At 67.2% G+C, this 20,693-nt stretch carries 14 protein-coding genes and 2 tRNA genes; 4 read left to right on the top strand and 12 right to left on the bottom strand.

The annotated features are described in order from the left end of the window. The first annotated feature begins 156 nt into the window (after positions 1 to 156). A tRNA-Asp gene (locus AC1REK_RS19995) sits at positions 157 to 233 on the top strand. 209 nt (positions 234 to 442) lie between these two features. Here AC1REK_RS19995 and AC1REK_RS19990 read toward each other — a convergent pair. Both AC1REK_RS19990 and AC1REK_RS19985 read right to left on the bottom strand, forming a co-directional pair. Next, positions 443 to 928: a hypothetical protein gene (locus AC1REK_RS19990; RefSeq protein ID WP_492268711.1), complete on the bottom strand. Its 486-nt coding sequence runs from the start codon at positions 926 to 928 to the stop codon at positions 443 to 445. A gap of 215 nt (positions 929 to 1,143) precedes the next feature. Beyond that, entirely contained in the window at positions 1,144 to 3,267 is a 2,124-nt protein-coding gene (locus AC1REK_RS19985; RefSeq protein ID WP_492268712.1) for a YadA family autotransporter adhesin, read from the bottom strand. Positions 3,268 to 3,522: 255 nt separating this feature from the next. Here AC1REK_RS19985 and AC1REK_RS19980 point away from each other — a divergent pair, with 255 nt between their 5' ends. After that, positions 3,523 to 4,488: an AraC family transcriptional regulator gene (locus AC1REK_RS19980; protein WP_492268713.1), complete on the top strand. Its 966-nt coding sequence runs from the start codon at positions 3,523 to 3,525 to the stop codon at positions 4,486 to 4,488. 136 nt (positions 4,489 to 4,624) lie between these two features. On the opposite strand, the gene lon is transcribed toward AC1REK_RS19980, so the two are convergent. The 5 genes from lon to AC1REK_RS19955 form a co-directional block, all read right to left on the bottom strand. Continuing rightward, positions 4,625 to 7,054, bottom strand: a complete 2,430-nt coding sequence (lon, locus tag AC1REK_RS19975; protein WP_316017992.1) for an endopeptidase La — start codon at positions 7,052 to 7,054, stop codon at positions 4,625 to 4,627. A gap of 334 nt (positions 7,055 to 7,388) precedes the next feature. Further along, entirely contained in the window at positions 7,389 to 8,657 is a 1,269-nt protein-coding gene (gene clpX / locus AC1REK_RS19970) for an ATP-dependent Clp protease ATP-binding subunit ClpX (protein ID WP_316017993.1), read from the bottom strand. 270 nt (positions 8,658 to 8,927) lie between these two features. Beyond that, positions 8,928 to 9,548, bottom strand: coding sequence for an ATP-dependent Clp protease proteolytic subunit (locus tag AC1REK_RS19965; RefSeq protein ID WP_316017994.1), 621 nt, complete (start codon positions 9,546 to 9,548; stop codon positions 8,928 to 8,930). A 148-nt stretch (positions 9,549 to 9,696) separates the two neighbouring features. Then, on the bottom strand, positions 9,697 to 11,118 hold the full coding sequence (gene tig / locus AC1REK_RS19960; protein ID WP_492268714.1) for a trigger factor: 1,422 nt from the start codon (positions 11,116 to 11,118) through the stop codon (positions 9,697 to 9,699). An 85-nt stretch (positions 11,119 to 11,203) separates the two neighbouring features. Continuing rightward, positions 11,204 to 11,288: transfer RNA gene (locus tag AC1REK_RS19955), tRNA-Leu, on the bottom strand. Positions 11,289 to 11,455: 167 nt separating this feature from the next. Here AC1REK_RS19955 and AC1REK_RS19950 point away from each other — a divergent pair. Then, the gene (locus AC1REK_RS19950; RefSeq protein ID WP_492268715.1) at positions 11,456 to 12,922 is read left to right on the top strand and encodes a multicopper oxidase family protein; all 1,467 of its coding nucleotides are present in this window, start codon (positions 11,456 to 11,458) and stop codon (positions 12,920 to 12,922) included. A gap of 22 nt (positions 12,923 to 12,944) precedes the next feature. On the opposite strand, the gene ppx is transcribed toward AC1REK_RS19950, so the two are convergent. Both ppx and AC1REK_RS19940 read right to left on the bottom strand, forming a co-directional pair. Further along, the gene (gene ppx / locus AC1REK_RS19945) at positions 12,945 to 14,426 is read right to left on the bottom strand and encodes an exopolyphosphatase (protein ID WP_492268716.1); all 1,482 of its coding nucleotides are present in this window, start codon (positions 14,424 to 14,426) and stop codon (positions 12,945 to 12,947) included. 16 nt (positions 14,427 to 14,442) lie between these two features. Further along, positions 14,443 to 16,659 (bottom strand): RNA degradosome polyphosphate kinase, encoded by a 2,217-nt coding sequence (locus AC1REK_RS19940; RefSeq protein WP_492268717.1) that lies wholly within the window; start codon positions 16,657 to 16,659, stop codon positions 14,443 to 14,445. Between the two features lie 323 nt (positions 16,660 to 16,982). Between AC1REK_RS19940 and AC1REK_RS19935 the strand changes: the two genes are divergently transcribed. Then, entirely contained in the window at positions 16,983 to 18,221 is a 1,239-nt protein-coding gene (locus AC1REK_RS19935) for an acyl-CoA desaturase (RefSeq protein ID WP_492268718.1), read from the top strand. Between the two features lie 2 nt (positions 18,222 to 18,223). Here the strand turns inward: AC1REK_RS19935 and AC1REK_RS19930 are convergent, their stop codons facing one another. The 3 genes from AC1REK_RS19930 to AC1REK_RS19920 form a co-directional block, all read right to left on the bottom strand. Further along, positions 18,224 to 18,934 (bottom strand): P-loop NTPase family protein, encoded by a 711-nt coding sequence (locus AC1REK_RS19930; RefSeq protein ID WP_492268719.1) that lies wholly within the window; start codon positions 18,932 to 18,934, stop codon positions 18,224 to 18,226. Further along, positions 18,909 to 20,015: an AI-2E family transporter gene (locus AC1REK_RS19925; RefSeq protein ID WP_492268720.1), complete on the bottom strand. Its 1,107-nt coding sequence runs from the start codon at positions 20,013 to 20,015 to the stop codon at positions 18,909 to 18,911. Before AC1REK_RS19925 ends, AC1REK_RS19930 begins: the two co-directional genes overlap by 26 nt. A 96-nt stretch (positions 20,016 to 20,111) precedes the next feature. Next, positions 20,112 to 20,642, bottom strand: coding sequence for a CDP-alcohol phosphatidyltransferase family protein (locus AC1REK_RS19920; protein ID WP_492268721.1), 531 nt, complete (start codon positions 20,640 to 20,642; stop codon positions 20,112 to 20,114). Between the last annotated feature and the right edge of the window lie 51 nt (positions 20,643 to 20,693).

Raw genomic sequence — 20,693 nt, 5'->3', positions numbered from 1 at the left:
CGGGCGTAGCTCAGTTGGTTAGAGTGCCGGCCTGTCACGCCGGAGGTCGCGGGTTCGAGCCCCGTCGCCCGCGCCATGTTTCCCCTTCATCTTCAGCTATCTGTAGCGAAGACTGAGGCTTTTGCATTAGCTGAGGCCAGCGCCTCGGCCGCCCGCGCGGGCGTAGCTCAGTTGGTTAGAGTGCCGGCCTGTCACGCCGGAGGTCGCGGGTTCGAGCCCCGTCGCCCGCGCCATTATCTTCCGCCTTCCAGTCGCGCTTCCGGTCTCCCGAGCGATCCCCATCGCGGATTGTCGCTCACGGTTTGTCTGCCGTTTCCCTGAGCGCCAAGCCATCGCTTCAGGCGCTGCCGGGCCGTGTCGAGCGAGACGAATCCTGCGCAGCGGCAGTTCGGCGGGCCGCAAGCGTCTTTTCCAGAGTCCGATGCCCCCCGCCTTATGGGCGTCAGCGAGGTCCAGCCGACGCCGGCGTCGCAGCGTTCGCCGCGGCGGGCCCGGGCGCGGCCAACTGTGCCGGGCCTGTCGCCAGCAGGTTGAAGCTGACGATGACGCAGCCGCCCGGCGCCTGAAGCAGCAGATAGCGCTCGCCGGTCGCACGGAGCAGGACCGGAATGCCGGCCAGGTTGGCGATCGTGCGACCTTCCTTGCTGAACTCCGCCTGCATTGCGCCGCAGCTGCGCGCCGTCGGCACAACCTGCACCGTCGAGCCCTGGCAGCCGCCGACGGGCGTCGGCGACAGGTGGATGAAGGCTGCGGCGTTGGGCGCGGCCCGATTCCCGGACGTCATCGCGATGATCGAGCTGAACGGCCCTTGATTGGGCGCGCCCGTCAGCCAGTTCGACATGGCCGCGTGCGGCGCCTCGATCGTGCCGCTCGCCGCGCGCGCAATACCGTCGAGACAGGTCACAATGCCAGCGTTGCGGGCGTGCATCACGGGTTGCAGCTCGCCCGCTTCGGCCTGAACCGGAGGCGGCTCAGCTTTCGTCGCAGGGGATGGCGCAGGCTCCGATCGCGGCGGAGGCTGTGACGCGGCAGGTCGATGTCCCGATCGCGGCGCCGTCTGCTGCGCCTGAAGCTGCGACGCGACCAGAAGCAGGGATCCGGCAAGGACCGCCCAAAGCCGCCAGCTCCGCGCGCCCGATGCCATCAGAATTCCACCGACATGCCGGCACGGGCGACATGCTCGCTGCCGCCGCCGCTGGCGTAGGAACCGTGGAGGATGACCGGCACCGCCGTTTGAAGGCGGTGCGCGACCCCGATCCCGACACCGAACTCGCCGCGGTAGGTCGCGCCGTTGACGGTCAGGGTCGTCTTGCCCGGTGCCGAGGGTGTGACGACAGGTGCGAGGGCGGCGACGCCGGCGAGGCCACGACGCGATTCGCGGCGATTGCTGTCGATCTGGGTCTGCAGCCCTCCCATCTGGCTTTGCAGCCCGCCGATCTGGCCCTGCATCGCACCGAGCTGGCTCATGTTCACTGCATCGGTGGGAGCGACGCCGGCTGCGATATTGGTCAGGCGTCGCTCGCTGCCGGGCGCCCCGAATGAAACCGTGTTGGGCACGCTGGCGATTGAACCGGAGCCGATCGCAACCGCGTTGGCGGCGCTCGCCGCCGCGCCCGGGCCGAAGGCCGCCGAGAGCAGTCCGGTTGCCGCCGCGCCATCGCCGAAGGCCGCGCCGCCATTGGAGGCCGACGCGCCCGCTCCGACAGCGACAGAGCCTGTCGCGACCGCGCCGGTTCCGATGGCGATCGCGCTGGTGCCGGTCGAGGCCGCGCCGAGGCCGAGCGCCACCGCGCCTGCCTGCGTCGCCCGGGCGCCGTCGCCGAGCGCGATGGCGGAAGCTCCGCTTGCGCTGCTGGAAGCTCCAGCGGCAAGGCTTCTCGTCCCGGCAGCCGTGCTCTGAGCGCCAAGCGCCGTGCTCGCTTCCCCGCTCGCATTGCTGCCATGCCCCAGGGCGGCGGCGCCGGTAGCGCTCGCTGTCGAAGCTGCGCCGAGTGCCGCGCTGTGGACGCCGCTTGCGTTGCTCGCCGAGCCGACCGCGAGGCTTCTCGCACCGGATGCCGTGCTCAGAGGCCCCAGAGCCGTGCTGTGCTGGCCAGTGGCCTTGGCGGCAAAGCCTCCGGCGATCCCGCCATTCTGGGCCGCCGCCTGGGCGCCGATGGCAGTGCTGGCATCCCCGCTCGCCGAGCTGAACGCACCGAGCGCCGTGCTCTGGCTGCCGCTGGCGCTGCTGTCCTGGCCGAAGGCGGCGGCACTGGCGGCGCTTGCGCTCGAGCCGGCGCCGATCGCCGCACTCCGGACGCCGCTGGCATTGCTGTAGGCGCCGACGGCGAGACTTCTCGTCCCTGAGGCCGCGCTGAAATCGCCGAGCGCGGCGCTGTACTGGCCGGTGCCCTTGGCTGCGAAGCCTGCGGCGAGCGCCCCGTTCTCCGCGACGGACTGCGCCCCGATGGCGGTGCTGGCGTCCCCGCTCGCCGAGCTGAAGGCGCCGAGCGCCGTGCTCTGGCTGCCGGCGGCGCTGCTGTCGCGCCCATAGGCGGCGGCGCTGTCGGCAGTGGCGGTGGCACGAGCGCCCAGCGCGGCGCTGTTGGCGCCGGTCGCGCTGGTCCTGAAGCCGAAGGCGGAGCTGTACTGCCCGGTCGCCACACTCTGCGAGCCATAGGTCGAGCTGCCCGTCGCGTTGGCGCGGGCGACATGGCCGGCGGCCGTGGCGTACATGCCGGTCGCGCCGGCAATGTTCGAGCCGCCCTCGTCGAGATAGTTGGTTCCGAGCGAAACCGAGCCGGTGCTCGTCGCCTGCGAGCCGCCGCCGAGCGCCGAGCTGAACTGGCCGCTCGCCACGCTGCCGGCACCGATGGCGGTCGCCACGTTCGAGCTCGCCACGCTGTCGGCGCCGACCGCGGTCGAAAGGTACTGGAACGGCCCGTCGGCGCCCGCCCGGGCCCTGGCCCCGAGCGCAGTGGTGCTGTCGTTCCCGTCAGGACCGCCAGCCTGGGCTCCATAGCCCAGCGCAGTGCTCAGGGAGCCCGTAGCGTTGGTGTCGGAGCCGATCGCCGTAGAATAGACGACCGCAGTTGCATTGGCGTTGTTGCCGCAGGCGGTGTTCTGGCTCGCGCCGTTGTCATTGCCGGGCGTGACGCCGGCGCCGACATTGTCGCAAACCGCCGCCTCCGCACCGTTCGAGGACAGGACCAGGCCCAGAATCGCCATGGCCGAGCAGCCGGCCAGCAATCCCGCCCGGAACGGCCGATTTTCACTGGTGAAAGACATCGCCCCTCCGGCCTCAAGCTAGCGGACTCTCTTGGCGCGGCTTGGGCTGCTCGTCTTGGGGAGGGACGCAGTCGGATTTAGCTATGACGAACCGGCGACGAAGTTCGCCGCTGTGTGGCCATGCGGCGACAGCGGCACGGACGTCGCCGCAGCGGGTGCGGAGCGAAAGCTCGCAGCATTCGCCTCGGCTGCATTTACGTTGGGGCAGAGGAATGCCAGAGATAAAGCGTCACAGGGCGACCGGCTGGCCAGAGCATGGGGAATGTTGCCTTCACTTCGGATGAGCTGCCGGCGCATCTCGATTCCGGTGCTCGCTTCGCGCGCTGGCACGAAATCTTCGAATCGCTGACCTGCTGCTCGGACTATTTCCGCGCGGAGGACCGGCCATTCCGAGCGCAGTTCCAATGGGCGCCGTTCGGCGACGCCTATGTCACGACCTTCGGCGGCACGTTTCAACGCATTGCCCGCACGGCGAGCGCGATCGCACGCGGTCCCGACGATGATTTCTGTATTCTTCTGAACCGGGGCCGAGAGGCGTTCAGCACCTCGCATCTTGGGCAGACCACGGAGATCCCGCCGGGTGCCGTGCACATGGTGACGAATGGCGCGGCGGCGGAGATCCTTGCCGCAGCTCATTGCGAGATCAATACGGTCACGATCCGGCAGGACCGGCTGCGCGCGCTGATGCCGAGCGCCGCGGAGCTGCTCGCCCGCCCGCTCGATCCGCGACAGGCAGCCGTCCGCCATCTCGGGCGCTATGTCGAGAGCATCATCGATCTCGACGGCGCCAAGGACGACCCGGCGCTGCAGCAGCATGTCGGCACGACCTTGCTCGATCTCGTCGCGCTGGCGCTCGGGGCCGGCCGCGATACCGCGGCGGCCGCCGGGATGCGCGGGCTGCGAGCGGCGCGGCTCCAGGAGATCCTGTCGGGCATCCGCGCCGGCTACACCGACCCCGGCTTCTCGCCGGCCGCCCTCGGGGCGAAACTCGAGCTGTCGCCGCGTTACATCCAGGACATCCTGCACGAGACGGGGGTGAGCTTCACCGAACGCGTGCTGGACCTGCGCCTCCAGATGGCGCGGCGCATGCTGGCTTCAACATCCGGAGCGCGACTGAAGGTCAGCGAGATCGCGCTCGGCTGCGGCTTCAACGACGTGTCCTACTTCAACCAGGCTTTCCGCAGCCGCTTCGGGGCAGCGCCCACCCAGTTCCGTCCCTGAGACGCGGCTTGGCCGATCGTCGCGAGGCGAGCGGTGGGGAACGCTGACGACTCGGCGCCGTGTCTCCTTACCCATCCGGGCAAAGAAAAAGCCGCCGGCTCGCGCCGGCGGCTCCTTGCTTGCGATGCTTCCCGCGTCAGTGGGCGACAAGGCCCGCCGCGGCGTCGTCCTCGGATGCCTTCGGCGTCGCCGCCTTCAGGTCCTCTTCCCAGACGATCGGCGTCGGCTGACGCACCAGCGCGTGCTGGAGCACCTGGTCCATGCGCGAGACCGGGACGATCTCGAGCCCGCTCTTCACCGACTGCGGGAGATCGACGAGGTCCTTGGCGTTGTCCTCGGGGATCAGCACCTTCTTGATGCCGCCGCGCAAGGCGGCGAGCAGCTTCTCCTTCAGGCCACCGATCGGCAGCACCCTGCCCCGCAGCGTGACCTCGCCGGTCATGGCGACGTCGCGACGGACCGGGATACCGGTCATGATCGAGACGATCGCCGTGGCCATGCCGATGCCGGCCGACGGACCGTCCTTCGGGGTCGCCCCCTCGGGCAGGTGGACGTGGATGTCGCGCCGGTCGAAGAGCGGCGGCTCGATGCCGAAATCGATGGCGCGGGAGCGGACATAGGACGCCGCCGCCGAGATCGATTCCTTCATCACGTCGCGCAGATTGCCGGTGACGGTCATCTTGCCCTTGCCGGGCATCATCACGCCTTCGATCGTCAGCATCTCGCCGCCGACCTCGGTCCAGGCCAGACCGGTGACGACACCGACCTGATCCTCGGTTTCCGCCATGCCATAGCGATAGCGCGGCGGGCCGAGATAGTCCTCCAGCACCGCGGGAGTGACCGCGACCTTCTTCTTCTTCGACAGCACGATCTCCTTCACCGCCTTGCGGACGGTGTTGGCGATCTCGCGCTCGAGGTTACGCACGCCGGCCTCGCGGGTGTAGCGGCGGACCAGCGTCGTCAGGGCCTCGTCGTCGATCGACCATTCCTTGGATTCGAGGCCGTGCTTCTTGATCGCACCCGGGATCAGGTGGCGACGCGCGATCTCGGCCTTCTCGTCCTCGGTGTAGCCGGCGATACGGATCACCTCCATCCGGTCCAGAAGGGCCGGCGGGATGTTCAGCGTGTTCGCCGTGGTCACGAACATCACGTTCGACAGGTCGTAGTCGACCTCGAGGTAATGGTCGTTGAAGGTCGCGTTCTGCTCGGGGTCGAGCACCTCGAGCAGGGCCGCCGACGGATCGCCGCGGAAGTCCTGGCCCATCTTGTCGATCTCGTCGAGCAGGATGAGCGGGTTCGAGGTCTTGGCCTTCTTCATCGACTGGATGATCTTGCCGGGCATCGAGCCGATATAGGTGCGGCGGTGACCGCGGATCTCGGCCTCGTCACGCACGCCGCCGAGCGACATGCGCACGAACTCGCGGCCGGTCGCCTTGGCGATCGACTTGCCGAGCGAGGTCTTGCCGACGCCCGGAGGGCCGACGAGGCACAGGATCGGGCCGGCGAGCTTGTTGGCACGCTGCTGGACGGCGAGGTATTCGACGATCCGGTCCTTGACCTTGTCGAGACCGAAATGATCGTCGTCGAGCACCTGCTGGGCTGCGGCGAGGTCCTTCTTGATCTTCGAGCGCTTCTGCCAGGGGATGCCCAGCAGCCAGTCGAGATAGTTGCGCACGACCGTCGCCTCGGCAGACATCGGTGACATCTGCCTGAGCTTCTTGACCTCGGCCAGCGCCTTGTCGCGCGCTTCCTTGGTCAGCTTGGTCTTGGCGATGCGCTCTTCCAGCTCGGCCAACTCGTCGCGGCCTTCCTCGCCGTCGCCGAGTTCCTTCTGGATCGCCTTCATCTGCTCGTTGAGATAGTACTCGCGCTGGGTCTTCTCCATCTGGCGCTTGACGCGCGAGCGGATGCGCTTCTCGACCTGGAGAACCGACATCTCGCTTTCCATCAGCGAGAGCACCTTCTCGAGCCGGTGGGCGACGTTCATCACCTCCAGCACGGCCTGGCGGTCGGCGATCTTCACGGCGAGATGCGAGGCGACGGTGTCGGCGAGCTTGGCCGGCTCGTCGATCTGCGAGACCGCAGCGACGATCTCGGGCGAGATCTTCTTGTTGAGCTTCACATAGCTCTCGAACTCGCTGACGACCGAGCGGCCGAGCGCCTCGACCTCGACCTTCTTGCCGGGCTCCTCTTCGAGCGCGACGGCCTCGGCCTGGTAGAAGCTGTCATCGGCGCTGTAGCTCAGCGCCTTGGCGCGGCCGACGCCCTCGACCAGCACCTTGACGGTGGAGTCCGGGAGCTTCAGCAGCTGCAGCACGCGGGCGAGCGTGCCGATCTCATAGATATCCTTGGTCTCCGGATCGTCGTCGCCAGCGTTCTTCTGGGTGGCGAGCAGGATCAGACCGTCGTTCTTGACCACCTCCTCGAGCGCGCGAATGGACTTCTCGCGGCCGACGAAGAGCGGCACGATCATGTGCGGGAAAACGACGATGTCGCGCAGCGGAAGGACCGGATAGGTGCCGGTCGTGCCGGGGACGAGCGGAGCGCGGGGCGTCGAGCCTGTCATGTCTTGTCCTTCAAGTTTTCGCCCGACCGATCCCCTGGATGGGCGACCGAACCGGACGTTCCGCGCCGGCGCGACCATTCGCGCCAACCGCCCCTGCGACTCACGCCCTCAAAGGCACGCTGTCTCGCAGGTGATGTTAAAGTGGATGCTTCCCGGCCAGCTTTCAAGCGACCCGCCGGCGCAGTCCACCGCAGCTTCCACTGCATGCCGGGACACGAAGCCGCGACCCGGGCAGATGGCCGAAGCAGTTTCGTGCAGTCGCGGCCACCAGCTCGACAAAGCAAAACGCGCGCCATGAGGCGCGCGTCTGAAAGTGGGACAGCTTAGTGCCGGATCAGGCCGAAGCGGACTTCGCCTCTTCTTCCCTGTCCGAGTAGATGAACAGCGGGCGCGACTTGGTCTCGACCGCTTCCGGCCCAATGACGACCTGCTCGACGCCTTCCAGCCCCGGCAGCTCGTACATGGTCTCGAGCAGGATGCCTTCCATGATCGAGCGCAGGCCACGGGCGCCGGTCTTGCGCTCGATCGCCTTGCGGGCAATCAGGCTCACCGCCTCGTCGGTGAAGGTCAGCTCGGTGTCCTCCATCTCGAACAGGCGCTGGTACTGCTTGACCAGCGCGTTCTTCGGCTCGGTCAGGATGGTCTTGAGCGCGGCCTCGTCGAGATCCTCGAGCGTCGCCAGCACCGGCAGACGGCCGACGAACTCGGGGATCAGGCCGAACTTCAGCAGATCCTCGGGCTCGACCTCGCGGAAGATCGCGCCGGTGCGGCGGTCGTCGGGGGCCTTCACGGTCGCGCCGAAGCCGATCGAGGTGCCCTTGCCGCGGCCGGAGATGATCTTGTCCAGCCCGGCGAAGGCGCCGCCGCAGATGAACAGAATGTTGGTCGTGTCGACCTGCAGGAACTCCTGCTGCGGATGCTTGCGCCCGCCCTGCGGCGGCACGGAGGCGACGGTGCCTTCCATGATCTTCAGCAGCGCCTGCTGGACGCCCTCGCCCGAAACATCGCGGGTGATCGAGGGATTGTCCGACTTGCGGCTGATCTTGTCGATCTCGTCGATGTAGACGATGCCGCGCTGCGCCCGCTCGACATTGTAGTCGGAGGCCTGGAGCAGCTTCAGGATGATGTTCTCGACATCCTCGCCGACATAGCCGGCCTCGGTCAGCGTCGTCGCATCAGCCATGGTGAAGGGCACGTCGAGGATGCGGGCGAGCGTCTGCGCGAGCAGCGTCTTGCCCGATCCGGTCGGACCGATCAGCAGGATGTTGGACTTCGCCAGCTCGACGTCGTTGTGCTTCGTCGCGTGCGAGAGCCGCTTGTAGTGGTTGTGGACGGCGACGGAGAGCACCTTCTTGGCGTGGTCCTGCCCGATGACATAGTCGTCGAGGACCTTGCGGATCTCCTTCGGCGTCGGCACGCCGTCCTTGGACTTCACGAGCGCGGACTTGGACTCCTCGCGGATGATGTCCATGCACAGCTCGACGCACTCGTCGCAGATGAACACCGTCGGGCCCGCGATCAGCTTGCGGACCTCGTGCTGGCTCTTGCCGCAGAACGAGCAGTAGAGCGTGCTCTTCGAATCGCCGCTGCTGACCTTACTCATTGTCGATCTCCATCTCGGAAGACGAAGCCAGCCACCGAATAACGGCGGGCCGATGTCGTCTCTCCGTCATAGTAGGCGCTCAGATCACGATTATTGGGTTAACGCATCGCTGTGGCGCAGGTGCCGACGAAACTGACCCAAAATCGGACCCCTCGAGCGCCTAACGCGCCCTTCCGATTCCCTCATGCAAACATGAGGCCTAGTGATAGGCAATATGGGCCCTCCTGCCCGGCACGCCAAGCCTTGGCCTGGCAGGAGGATCCAGGTCGCTCAGGCGGCCTCTTCCGGACGCTTGTCGATGACCTTGTCGATCAGGCCGAAATCGCGGGCCTGCTCGGAGGTCATGAAATTGTCGCGCTCCAGCGCCGCCTCGATGTCCTCGTAGGAACGGCCGGTGTGCTTGACGTAGATCTCGTTCAGGCGCCGCTTCAGGCTCTCGACCTCGCGGGCATGGATCAGGATGTCCGTGACCTGGCCCTGGAAGCCGCCGGAGGGCTGGTGAACCATGATGCGCGCGTTCGGCAGGGCGAAGCGCATGTCCTTGGCGCCGGCGGTGAGCAGCAGCGAGCCCATCGAGGCAGCCTGACCGACGCAGAGCGTCGTCACCGGGCAGCGGATGAACTGCATGGTGTCGTAGATCGACAGGCCGGAGGTGACCACGCCGCCGGGCGAGTTGATGTAGAAGGAGATTTCCTTCTTCGGGTTCTCGGCCTCGAGGAAGAGCAGCTGCGCCACGATCAGCGACGCCGAGTAGTCCTCGACCGGGCCGGTCAGGAAGATGATCCGCTCGCGCAGGAGGCGCGAATAGATGTCGAAGGCGCGTTCACCGCGGCTCGACTGCTCGACCACCATCGGGACGAGATTGTTGTAGGTCTCGATTGGATCGCGCATCGCAGCCAGTCCTTGAGGTGCAGGGGGCGGGAATCAGCCGATATCGGCGAAGGCCCCACATAAGCATGCCGGCCCCGCCTGAAAAGGGAAGCGCCGCCCGGCCGAAGCCGGGCGGCGCAAATTCAGCAACCTTGGCGCCGAAGCGGGCTCAGGCCGAGGCCTCGTCGCTGGCGGCGGCCTTCTTGGCCTTCTTGGCCTTGGCCGGCTTGGCCTTCTCCTCGCCTTCCGCCTCGTCATCGGCGTAGAGCTCTTCGCGGGAGACGCTCTTGTCCTCGACCTTCACCTGGCCGAGGAGGTGATCGACGACCTTCTCCTCGAAGATCGGGGCGCGGATTTCGGCGAGCGCCTGCGGGTTCTTGCGATAGAACTCCCAGACTTCCTTTTCCTGGCCCGGGAACTGGCGGGCACGCTCGATCAGGGCCTGCGTCACCTCGTCGTCGGCGATCTGGATCTTGGCCTGCTCGCCGATCTCGGCCAGCACGAGGCCTAGACGCACGCGGCGCTCGGCGATCTTGCGGTACTCCGCCCGCGCCTCTTCCTCGGTGGTGTTCTCGTCGGCGAAGCTCTTCTTCGCCTCCTTCATGTCGGCCTCGACCTGGCTCCAGACGCTGCCAAACTCCTGGTCGACCAGGGTCGGGGGCAGCTCGAAGGCGTACTTGGTGTCGAGCGCGTCGAGCAGGCTCTTCTTCAGCTTGCGGCGCGACTGGGCGCCGAGCTCGCGGCCGAGCTGCTCGCGGATCGCGGCCTTCAGCGCATCGAGCGACTCCATGCCGAAGCCCTTGGCGAGCTCGTCGTCGATCTTGAGCTCGCCCGGGGCCTGCACGTCGTCGACGGTGACGGCGAACTCGGCCGGCTTACCGGCGAGGTGGGTCGCGGTGTAGTTCTCGGGGAAGGTCACCGAGACGGTGCGCTGCTCGCCCTTCTTGGCGCCCTGCAGCTGGTCCTCGAAGCCCGGGATGAACTGGCCGGAGCCGAGGTCGAGCGGGATGCCCGTGCCGGTGCCGCCGTCGAAGGGCTGGCCTTCGAGCGTGCCGGTGAAGGAGATCAGCAGGCGATCGCCCTTCTCCGCGACGGCATCGTCGCCCTTGCTGGCGAAGGGACGGTTCTGGCCGGCCATGCGCTCGAGCGCGGCGTCGACATCGGCCTCGGGGGTCTCGGTGACCGGCTTGACCAGCGAGACGTCCGACAGGTCGGCGAGCTCGATCTTCGGCAGAACCTCGAGGGCGACGGTGAAGGCGAGGTCGCCCTTGGCCTCCATAGCGGCCTCGATCTCGTCCTTGTTCTCGGGGAACTTGATCTGCGGCTCGAAGGCGAGCTTCAGGCCGTGGTCGGCAACGATCTTCTGGTTGGCCTCGTTGACGGCGTTCTGGACGACGTCGGCCATGACCGAGCGGCCATAGAGACGGCGCAGATGGCCGACCGGGACCTTGCCGGGGCGGAAGCCGTTGATCTTGGCCTTGCCCTGCAGGTTCTGCAGTTCGTCATCGAGCCTCGTCTTCAGGTCGGCGGCGTTCAGCACCACCTGAAATTCGCGCTTGAGGCCCTGGGACAGGGTTTCGGTCACGTTCATCGTTCTGATCCGCCAACAGCTCGTTACTTCAATGTCCAAAGCGCGACGCCGGATGACCGCCGCCGCGCTCGCGAAATTCGCATCCTGGTGCGGGCGAAGGGACTCGAACCCCCACGACTTGCGTCGGCGGAACCTAAATCCGCTGCGTCTACCAGTTCCGCCACGCCCGCCAACCGATACACCGCGTGCGAGCAAACGCAGCGCCGCCATCGTTGGGCCGCGGTGCTATACGCATTTGCGACGGAGGATGCAGCAAAAAAATGCGACGTTTCTGCGAAGGAGCCTCTCAGGCGCCCACTCTCGCCAGCGGCGACGGGCCGCGCTATGTCGCTTAGTCATGAAAACCGATCTTCCCGCGACCGGCCCGCAGGCCGGACCGAATCGCCGCCAGGCGCTCGCCGGCATCGCGGGAATGGCCGTTCTGGGCAGCGCCGCACCACTACGAGCGCAGGCGCCGGCGGCGGCCGGCCCGGCTAGCGAGCCCGCCCCCACCCCAGCGGCGCGCGAGCTGATCGCCGCGCCCGCCAAGGCACGGCTGCGGCCGGCACCGGCGACGGAAAGCGAGGTCTGGGCCTTCGACGGCAGCAGTCCCGGACCTACCTTGCGCATGAAGCTCGGCGAAACGCTGCGGCTCAACCTGCAGAACCGCACCGACAAGCCGCTCTCCCTGCACTGGCACGGACTGCGTCAGGACCAGACCATGGACGGCGTCGGCGGCTTCAGCCAGGAGGCTACCGCTCCGGGCGACAGTTTCGAATACCGGCTGACGCCGCGCGATTCCGGCAGCTACCTCTATCGGCCACTCCTGCTCGGCGGCTCGTCCGAGCCGGCCGGACGCGGGCTCTGCGGCCTTCTCGTCGTCGAGGAAAAGGAGCCGCCGGCGGTCGACCTCGACCTGCCGGTGCTGGTCGGCGACTGGCTGCTCGGCGACGATCACAAGCTCCTGCCCTTCCCCGCGACCGGCCAGGAGGGTGCCGCCGCCGGCCGGCTCGGCAGCTGGCTCACCGTCAACAGCAAGCCGCCGCCGGAGCGGGTCGCGCTGCCGCCGGGTGCACGCGTGCGCCTGCGCCTCGCCAATGCCTGCAATGCCCGGATCATGCGCCTGCGCTTCGACGGGCTGAAAGCCTTCGTCGTCGCGGTCGACGGCCAGCCGACCGAAACCTTCGAGCCGGTGCGGGCCCAACTGCCCTTCGCGCCCGGCACGCGCTACGACGTGATCTTCGACATGCCGGAGGAGATCGGCGCGAGCGCCAGCGTCACGGCGCTGATCGGCCCCGGCATGCCCTTGGTGCGCTTCGTCAGCGAGGCCGCCAAGCCCGGGACAAAACGCGTCGCCGCCAGCCCGATCTCGGCCCTGGCGCCCAATCCGACGCTGCCGGCCGAGGTCAGGCTGCAGAACGCCAGCCGGGCCGAAATCCTCGTCGAGGGCGGCGCCAAGGTCGGTGCGGACAACAAGCTCAATCTCGACGGCGTCGACCAGGCGCGGCCATGGCGCCTCAACGGCGGAACGGGCGCTGCGCAGAGCAAGCCGCTGCTCAGCGTCCGGCGGGGCTCGCCGGTGGTGATCGGTATCACCAACAAGACCGACTTCCTGCAGCCTTTCCATGTCCACGGCCACAGCTTCCGGCTGCTGCACCCGCTCGACGATGGCTGGGAGCCCTATTTCCTCGACACGGTGCAGATTCCCGAGGGCAAGCGCCTGCACATCGCCTTCATCGCCGACAATCCCGGCCGCTGGCTGATTTCATCGACGGTGCTGGAGCGCTTCGACCTCGGCCTCTGGACCTGGTTCGAAGTGCTCTGAGCGCAGACCGGGCGCTCGCGCCTCAGCGAATCTCGACCTCGCGGCCGAGCAGGCGCGCGAGCTGCTTCAGCCGCCCGGTGACGCGCTGGCTGGCCAGCGAGCGGAATTCCGGCGGCAGGCTCAGGATCAGGCGTCGGTCATCGCAGACCAGCGTCGTCTGCGACAGGATCCCTGGCATGCCTGCCGACATCAGATAGGCGACGCGGAAGATCGCTGCGACCACATGCGCTCGCTCGAGCACGCGCGGTGTCAGCAGGCGGCGAAGGCCTTCCGCAGCCGGAGCCGCGCCCTTCAGCCCGGCATAGCGGTAGAAGGCGGTCAGCGACAGGAAGGCACGGCCGGCATGGTCGACGCCGCTGAACGGCGCGTGGGCGATGACGTTGAGGGTCTGCTCGCCGCGATAGTCGGGATGGGCCCGCCAGCCAATGTCGGAGAGCAGGCACGCAGCGATCTGCAGGCGCTTCAAGGCCGGTTCATCGTTCGGATAGGCACTGTCGAGCAATCGCTCGGCCCAGGGGACCAGATCCGCGGCATGGCGTGGATCGCGGGCGCGCAGCTGGTTGTAGTCCTGGGCACCGCGGAGCAAGGCGTCGGCATCCCGCTCCGCCGGAGCGAGCTGCTCATGCATGAGCCCTTCGCGGACACCGTGCGCCGAGATCACGACCTGGCGCGGGCGGCCGCGCTTTATCAGCTGGTCGAGCACGAGCGCGCCATAGGCGAGCAGCGGCCGGCGGGCCGAGGAGATCGCCTCGATCGATTCGAGCATGGCGGCGTCGGCGCGCTCGACGAGACGGACGAACTCGCTCGCCTCGCGGGCCGGCACGGTGTAGCCGTGCATGACGTTGAGCGGATAACCGGACTGGCGCTGATGGAGCGTCGCGAGCGCGCGCCAGGTGCCGCCGACGGCGAAGAAATCACGGCCACGCATCGCGGCGAGCTGCGGGTGGTTGTCCAGATCGTCCCGGACGATCTTCTCGGCAGCCTTGATCGAGTTCTTCGCGCGGTCCATCAGCGCGAGGCCGCCGAGCGCCAGGCTGACGCCCTCCCCGACCCTGCTGCCGTCGACCGCCGCGAGTTCGAGCGATCCGCCGCCGAGATCACCGACCACGCCATTGGGCCGATCGAAACCGGAGATGACGCCGAGCGCCGAGAGATAGGCCTCGCGGTCGCCCGAGATCAGCTCGATCGGCTGGCCGACCGCCGCCTCGGCGCGGGCGATGAAATCGGGACCGTTCGAGGCATAGCGCGCCGCTGCCGTGGCGATGACGCGCAATTGCGCGACATGCATCGCCTCGCAGAGGATGCGGAAACGGACGAGCGCCGCCAGCGCCTTCTCGACCGCGTCGGCGGCGAGCATGCCGGTCGAGGCGACCTGACGGCCGAGCCCCGCCATCTCCTTCTCGTTGAAGACCTGCCCCGGTGCCCGGGACAGGTTCTCATAGACGACGAGGCGGACCGAGTTCGAACCGATATCGATGATGGCGACGGTATCACCCAGGCTCAAACGCCCTTGCGCCTGCTCAGGCCTTCTTGCCGGAACGGCGGGAAAGGCTGCGAGGACTTGAACTGGAGAGTGATTTTCCACGACCGGACAGGCTCGGATTCGTCATAAAGTACTTGTGGGCGTTGAACGACTCTTCGGCCGACGGCGGGACAATGCGTCGCGAGCCGCCATCGGGCAAGATGGTCCAGCTCTGTTCGTTGTCGAGAAAATTGGCCAGCATGATCTGCTCGAGCAGCTGCTGGTGCACGGTGGGGTTGAGGATCGGCGTCAGCGCCTCCACACGGCGGTCCAGGTTGCGCGGCATCAGATCGGCCGAGGAAATGTAGAGCTTCGCCTTGGGCGACGGCATGCCGTGCCCGGCGCCGAAGGCATAGACACGGGTATGCTCAAGGAAGCGCCCGACGATCGACTTGACCCGGATATTGTCGGAAAGGCCTGGGACACCGGGTCGCAGGCAGCAGATGCCGCGAACGACGAAATCAATCTGAACGCCGGCCTGGCTGGCGTCATAGAGCGCGTCGATGATCTCGGGGTCGACCAGCGAGTTGCATTTGCCCCAGATCGCGCCCTTGCGGCCGGCCTTCACATGCTCGATCTCCTCGGCGATGTCGTCGAGCAGCCGCTTCTTCAGGTTGACCGGCGAGACCGCCATGCGCTCGAGCTCAGCCGGTTCGGCATAGCCGGTGATGAAGTTGAAGATCCGCGCCACGTCCTGCGCCATCACCGGATCGGCCGTGAAGAAGGAGACGTCGGTGTAGATGCGCGCCGTGATCGGGTGGTAGTTGCCGGTCGCGATATGGCAGTAGGTCACGAGCTGGCCTGCCTCGCGGCGGACCACCATCGAGAGCTTGGCGTGCGTCTTGAGCTCGATGAAGCCGTAGACGACCTGCACGCCGGCGCGCTCGAGGTCCTTGGCCCAGCGGATATTGGCTTCCTCGTCGAAGCGCGCCTTGAGCTCGACCAGCGCCGTCACGGACTTGCCGGCCTCGGCCGCCTCGGCGAGCGCCTGGACGATCGGCGAGTTGGAGGACGTCCGGTAGAGCGTCTGCTTGATCGCCACGACATTGGGGTCGCGCGCCGCCTGCTGCAGGAACTGCACGACGACGTCGAAGCTCTCATAGGGGTGGTGGACGATCAGGTCCTTCTGGCGGATCGCGGCGAAGCAGTCGCCGCCATGCTCGCGAATCCGCTCGGGGAAGCGGGCATTATAGGGCTTGAACTTCAGGTCCGGCCGGTCGACCCCGACGAGCTGCGAGAGCTCGTTCAGGCCGATCATCCCGTCGACGATCACGATCTCGTCAGGATCGACCCTGAGTTCGCGCACGATCAGCTGGCGCAGGTGGTCCGGCGTGTCGGCATGCAGCTCGAGGCGGATGACGACGCCGCGGCGGCGCTGCTTCAGCATGCTCTCGAAGACGCGGACCAGATCCTCAGCCTCCTCCTCGATGTCGAGGTCGGAGTCGCGAATGATGCGGAAGGAGCCAGTGCCCTTGATCTCATAGCCCGGGAAGAGCTTGCCGATGAACAGCGAGACCAGGTCCTCGAGCATGATGAAGCGCTGCACGCCATCGCGCGCCAGATCAGGCACCTCGATGAAGCGGTCGATCTTGCCGGGGACGCGGATCAGCGCGTCGAGAGCGCGCCCGTCGCTGATGCGCTCCAGAGCCAGCGCCAAGCTGAAGCCGAGATTCGGAATGAACGGGAAAGGGTGGGCGGGGTCGATCGCCAGCGGCGTCAGCACCGGGAAGACATAGTGCAGGAAGCGATCCTCGAGCCAGACACGCTCCTGCGGGCCGATATCGGCAGCCTTCAGGAGGATGATCCGGTTGTCCTGCAGGTCCTGCCTGAGCTCGACCCAGCGCGTCTGCTGGTCGCGGGTCAGGTCGGACACCGCCGCGCCTAATGCGACGAGCTGCTCGGCCGGGCTCAGCCCGTCCTGGCTCGGCGTCACCACGCCGGCCTTGAGCTGCTCCCGCAGTCCGGAGACCCGGACCATGAAGAACTCGTCGAGATTGTTGGCCGAGATCGAGAGGAAGCGCAGCTGCTCCAGCAGCGGATGGTTGCGGTTGGAGGCTTCCTCCATCACCCGGCGGTTGAACTGCAGCCAGGACAGTTCGCGATTCATGAAGCGCTGCGGCGATTGGCGCAGCTCATGGTCCACAGTGAGCACCGTGGCCTCCGGTGCCGGCGTCGCTGCCCTCGAAGCCGCCGCTTCGGCCAGATCCTGGTTCATTCGCCTCGCCTTCGCCGCTGCCGCTCGTGTCACTGCCAATCCTGTAGCTGTCGTCTGTGTCGGTTTGCCGTCGGCCGACCATCGGCCCACTCACCCTCAAGGCATCCTAGCGTAACGCTTCGATGACATTCGAGGTCCAGCGCCATGAGCAATGTTCGCGGCGGGCGTGTTCCAGCCCTTTTCCTATGACGGCCGCGCATGCCGTGCGGCCCGCTGCCGCAATTGTCGCCATGAGGGCTCAGGAACCTTGCGCTCAAACCCGCTCTCCTGTTTGGTCGCATGCGAATCCCGCATGCCGCGCCAGACATTTCCAGAGAACGATCTTGTCAGAACTCTCTTCAGCCCACGACCATGACGACATCGTCTACCCCTCGGCAGTGCCGTTCATCCTGGCGCATCTAGCCTGCTTCGGCGCGCTCTGGAGCGGCGTGACCGCGACCTCGCTCTGGCTCTGCTTCGGGCTTTACTGGCTGCGCATGTTCGCCGTCACGGCCGGCTATCACCGCTACTTCTCGCATCGCTCCTACAAGACCAGCCGCATCGGCCAGTTCGTCCTCGCCTTCCTCGCCCAGTCGACCGCGCAAAAGAGCGTGATCTGGTGGGCCTCGAAGCACCGGCATCATCATCGCTTCGCCGACACCGAGCACGACGTGCACTCGCCGGTGCAGAGCTCGTTCTTCTATTCGCATGTCGGCTGGATCTTCAGCCGCCAGCACCACGAGTTCGACGGCTCGACCGTCACCGACCTCACCCGCTTCCCCGAGCTTCAGCTGCTGCACCGCTTCGAACTCGCGCCGGCGATCCTGCTTGCCCTCGCCTGCTTCGCCATCGATGGCTGGTCGGGTCTGTTCGTCGGCTTCTTCATCTCGACCGTGCTGGTCTACCACGGCACGTTCTGCATCAACTCGCTCGCCCATGTGCATGGCGACAAGCACTACGTCACCGGCGACGAGAGTCGGAACAATTGGTGGCTGGCGATCATCACCATGGGCGAAGGCTGGCACAACAACCACCATGCCTATCAGTACAGCGTGCGCCAGGGTTTCCGCTGGTGGCAGTGGGACCCGACCTATTACCTGATCCTCGGCCTGTCGAAGCTTCGTCTGGTCTGGGATCTGAAGGCGCCGCCACAGGCCGTAATCGACCGCTCGCAGGCCCTGCCCCCGCGCGTCATCGAGCGCTCGGCCGAGCGCCTCGCCGCCTCCGTGCCGGTCGAGCGGATCGTCCAGGGTCTGCGCGATGCCTATGCCAACGCGCCCGGCCTGCCGGAGATGCATCTGCCCGCCCTGCCGACCCTGACCCTGCCTGAGCTGCGCGAGGCGCTCGCCGCGATGCAGAGCCGCGCCGGCGAGCGGCTGCACGCCATCCAGCTCCAGGCCCATGAGGCGATGGCGCAATGGCATATGCCGACGCTGCCGACCCGCGAGGAACTGACGGAGAAGGCGGCGGCCATGTTCGTCAAGACACCGTCGCTCGACGCCATCGCCGCGCGTGCGCACGACATGCTGCTCGAGGCGATCCATGCCCGGCTAGTGGCGACGCCAGCAGCCGCCAAGGCCTGAACCTAGTCGGCGTCGAACAGGCTGGCCGCGACTTCGTTCGCCATGGCGCGGGTGACGCGCCGGCCGCGTTCGAGCGAGAGCCGGTCGATGGCGTCGACGAGGTCGCGGGCCGCTGCGAAGGAGCGCTCCATGCGGAGCGCCAGCGCCTCGATGGTGCTGGTGTCGACGATCAATTGCCGGTCGACGAAGAGCTTGACCAGCAACGCCCGCAGCAGCGCATCATCGGGGGCCGCGATCTCGGCTGCAGGGGCGAGCCGCAGACGCGAGAGCAGGTCCGGCACACCAAGCCCCCATTGATCGGGGGGTGTACGCGCCGTCAGCAGGGCAAAGCCGCCGCGCGCCTTGATGGCGTTGAGCAGATGGAACAGCGCCCGCTCGTCGAGCCGGCCGGCATCGCAATCCTCGATGACCAGCGCCCCGCCGGAGGCGAGATGCGGCACCTTGGCCTCGTCGATCTCGCTGGCCTGCAAGGTCCAGGCATGGGCACGGGCCGCCCAGATCGCGGCAAGATGCGTCTTGCCCGAGCCCTCGGGCCCGACAAGGCGCAGCCAGGCATCCGGCCAGGCGGGCCAGCTCTCGACCAGCCCATAGGCCTGCTCGTTGGAGGGGCCGACGAGAAAATCCTCGACGCCGTGCCGGCTGTCGACCGGCAGGTCGAAGGCGAGCTGGCGCGGCCGGCGCGGCGGCTCAGTTCCCGGCATGACGGTCGACATGCTTGGCTGCGGCCTTGGGGGCAGCGCCATGATAGAGATTGCTGGCGAGATATTGGCGCAGGGCGAAGCGCATCAAGACGCCGATGATCGCCGCCAACGGCACCGCGAGCAGCAGGCCGACGAAGCCGAAGAGCGAGCCGAAGGCGAGCAGCGCGAACATCAGCCAGACCGGGTGGACGCCGATGGAGTCACCGACCAGCTTGGGCTGCAGGATGTTGCCTTCGAAGAACTGACCGGCGGCGAAGACGGCGAGCGTCGCCAGCGGCATCGTCCAGTCCGGCCAGAACTGCACGGTCGCGACACCGACGGAGAGAACGAGGCCGGTCAGCGAGCCGACATAGGGGATGAAGGAGAGGAAGCCGGAGATGATGCCGATCAGGGCGCCGAAGTTCACCCCGAGCAGCGAGAGCCCGACGGCGTAGAACAGCCCGAGCAGCAGGCAGACCAGCGCCTGCCCGCGCAGGAAGCCGGCGATGGCGGTGTCCATCTCGTGCAGCAGACCGCGGATCGTGTCGCGATGATCGCGCGGCAGCCAGCCATCGACGGTCTCGACCATGCGATCCCAGTCGGCGAGCAGATAGAAGGCGATGACCGGCGTCAGCACCAGCAGCGAGAAGACACCGATGATCGCGGTGCCGCCCGACCAGAGCGATTGCAGAAGGCCGCCGACCCATTTGGTCGCCTCGCCGACGAAATTGCCGAGCTGGCTCTGGGCATCCTCGGCGAGCTTGGCCCCGCCGAAGCGCTCGATCAGAGGCGCGCCGCGCTCCATGACCAGCGCCTGCAGCTTGGCGGCGACTTCAGGCAGGCGCGTCACGAGGCCGGCAAGCTGCTGGCTCAGCAGCGGCAGCAGCAGCACGAGCGCCAGCACGAAGAACAGCAGGAAGACGCACAGGATGACGATGGTCGCGGTCAGGCGGCGCATGCCGAACCGCTCCAGCCGGTCGGCGAGCGGATCGAGCAGATAGGCCAGCGCGAGCGCGGCTATGAACGGCAGGAGCACGTCGCGCAACAGGAGCAGCGCAAGCACGAAAACCGCGAGTGTGAGGGCCCAGAAGGCGAGTTGACGCTGAAGACTCATCCGCTGTCCTGAACTCGCCGTTACGCACTGTCCGCAGGGCCCGGGAGGCCGGCCGGGCGTCCTAGAGAATAGGAGCGCATCGGCGAGGTTCCAAGCTCAGGCCGCCATATGGCGCAGCCAGAAGGCGAGGTAGGCCGCCATCGAACCGACCGTCAAGAGCGCCACGGCGAGCTGAGCGACCGGGATCGCAGGGCCGAGATCGAGCCCGAAGGCGCGCGAGCCCAGCATCAGCGCGGCGAAGATAAGCTGCGCAGCCGTGTTGAGCTTGCTGACGGCGAAGGGCGCGATCTCGAGCGGCTTCTCCATCAACCAGGACAGGATCACCGCCGTGACGATCATGATGTCGCGCGAGACGACCAGGATGACGAGCCAGGCCGGGATCGCCCCGACCATGGCGAGGGTGATGTAGATCGAGACGATCAGCGCCTTGTCGGCGATCGGGTCGAGATAGGCGCCGAGTTCGCTTCCCATGTCGAAGCGTTTGGCGATGAAGCCGTCGACCGCATCGGAAATCCCGGCCGCGACGAAGAGCAGGAAGGCAGCCAGCCAGCGCTCGTTGATGATCATCACGATCACCAGGGGGACGAGGATCAGACGGCCGATGGTGATCAGGTTCGGAAGCGTCATCGCCGGGATCGTGGCCAGGATTCGTCGCGAGAACTACGACTGAAGGCTAAT

The sequence above is a fragment of the Allobosea sp. GW823-FHT02B03 genome (assembly GCF_058797755.1).
Note: the sequence above shows the minus strand (reverse complement) of the source record. Positions and strands in the feature narration are given on the sequence as shown.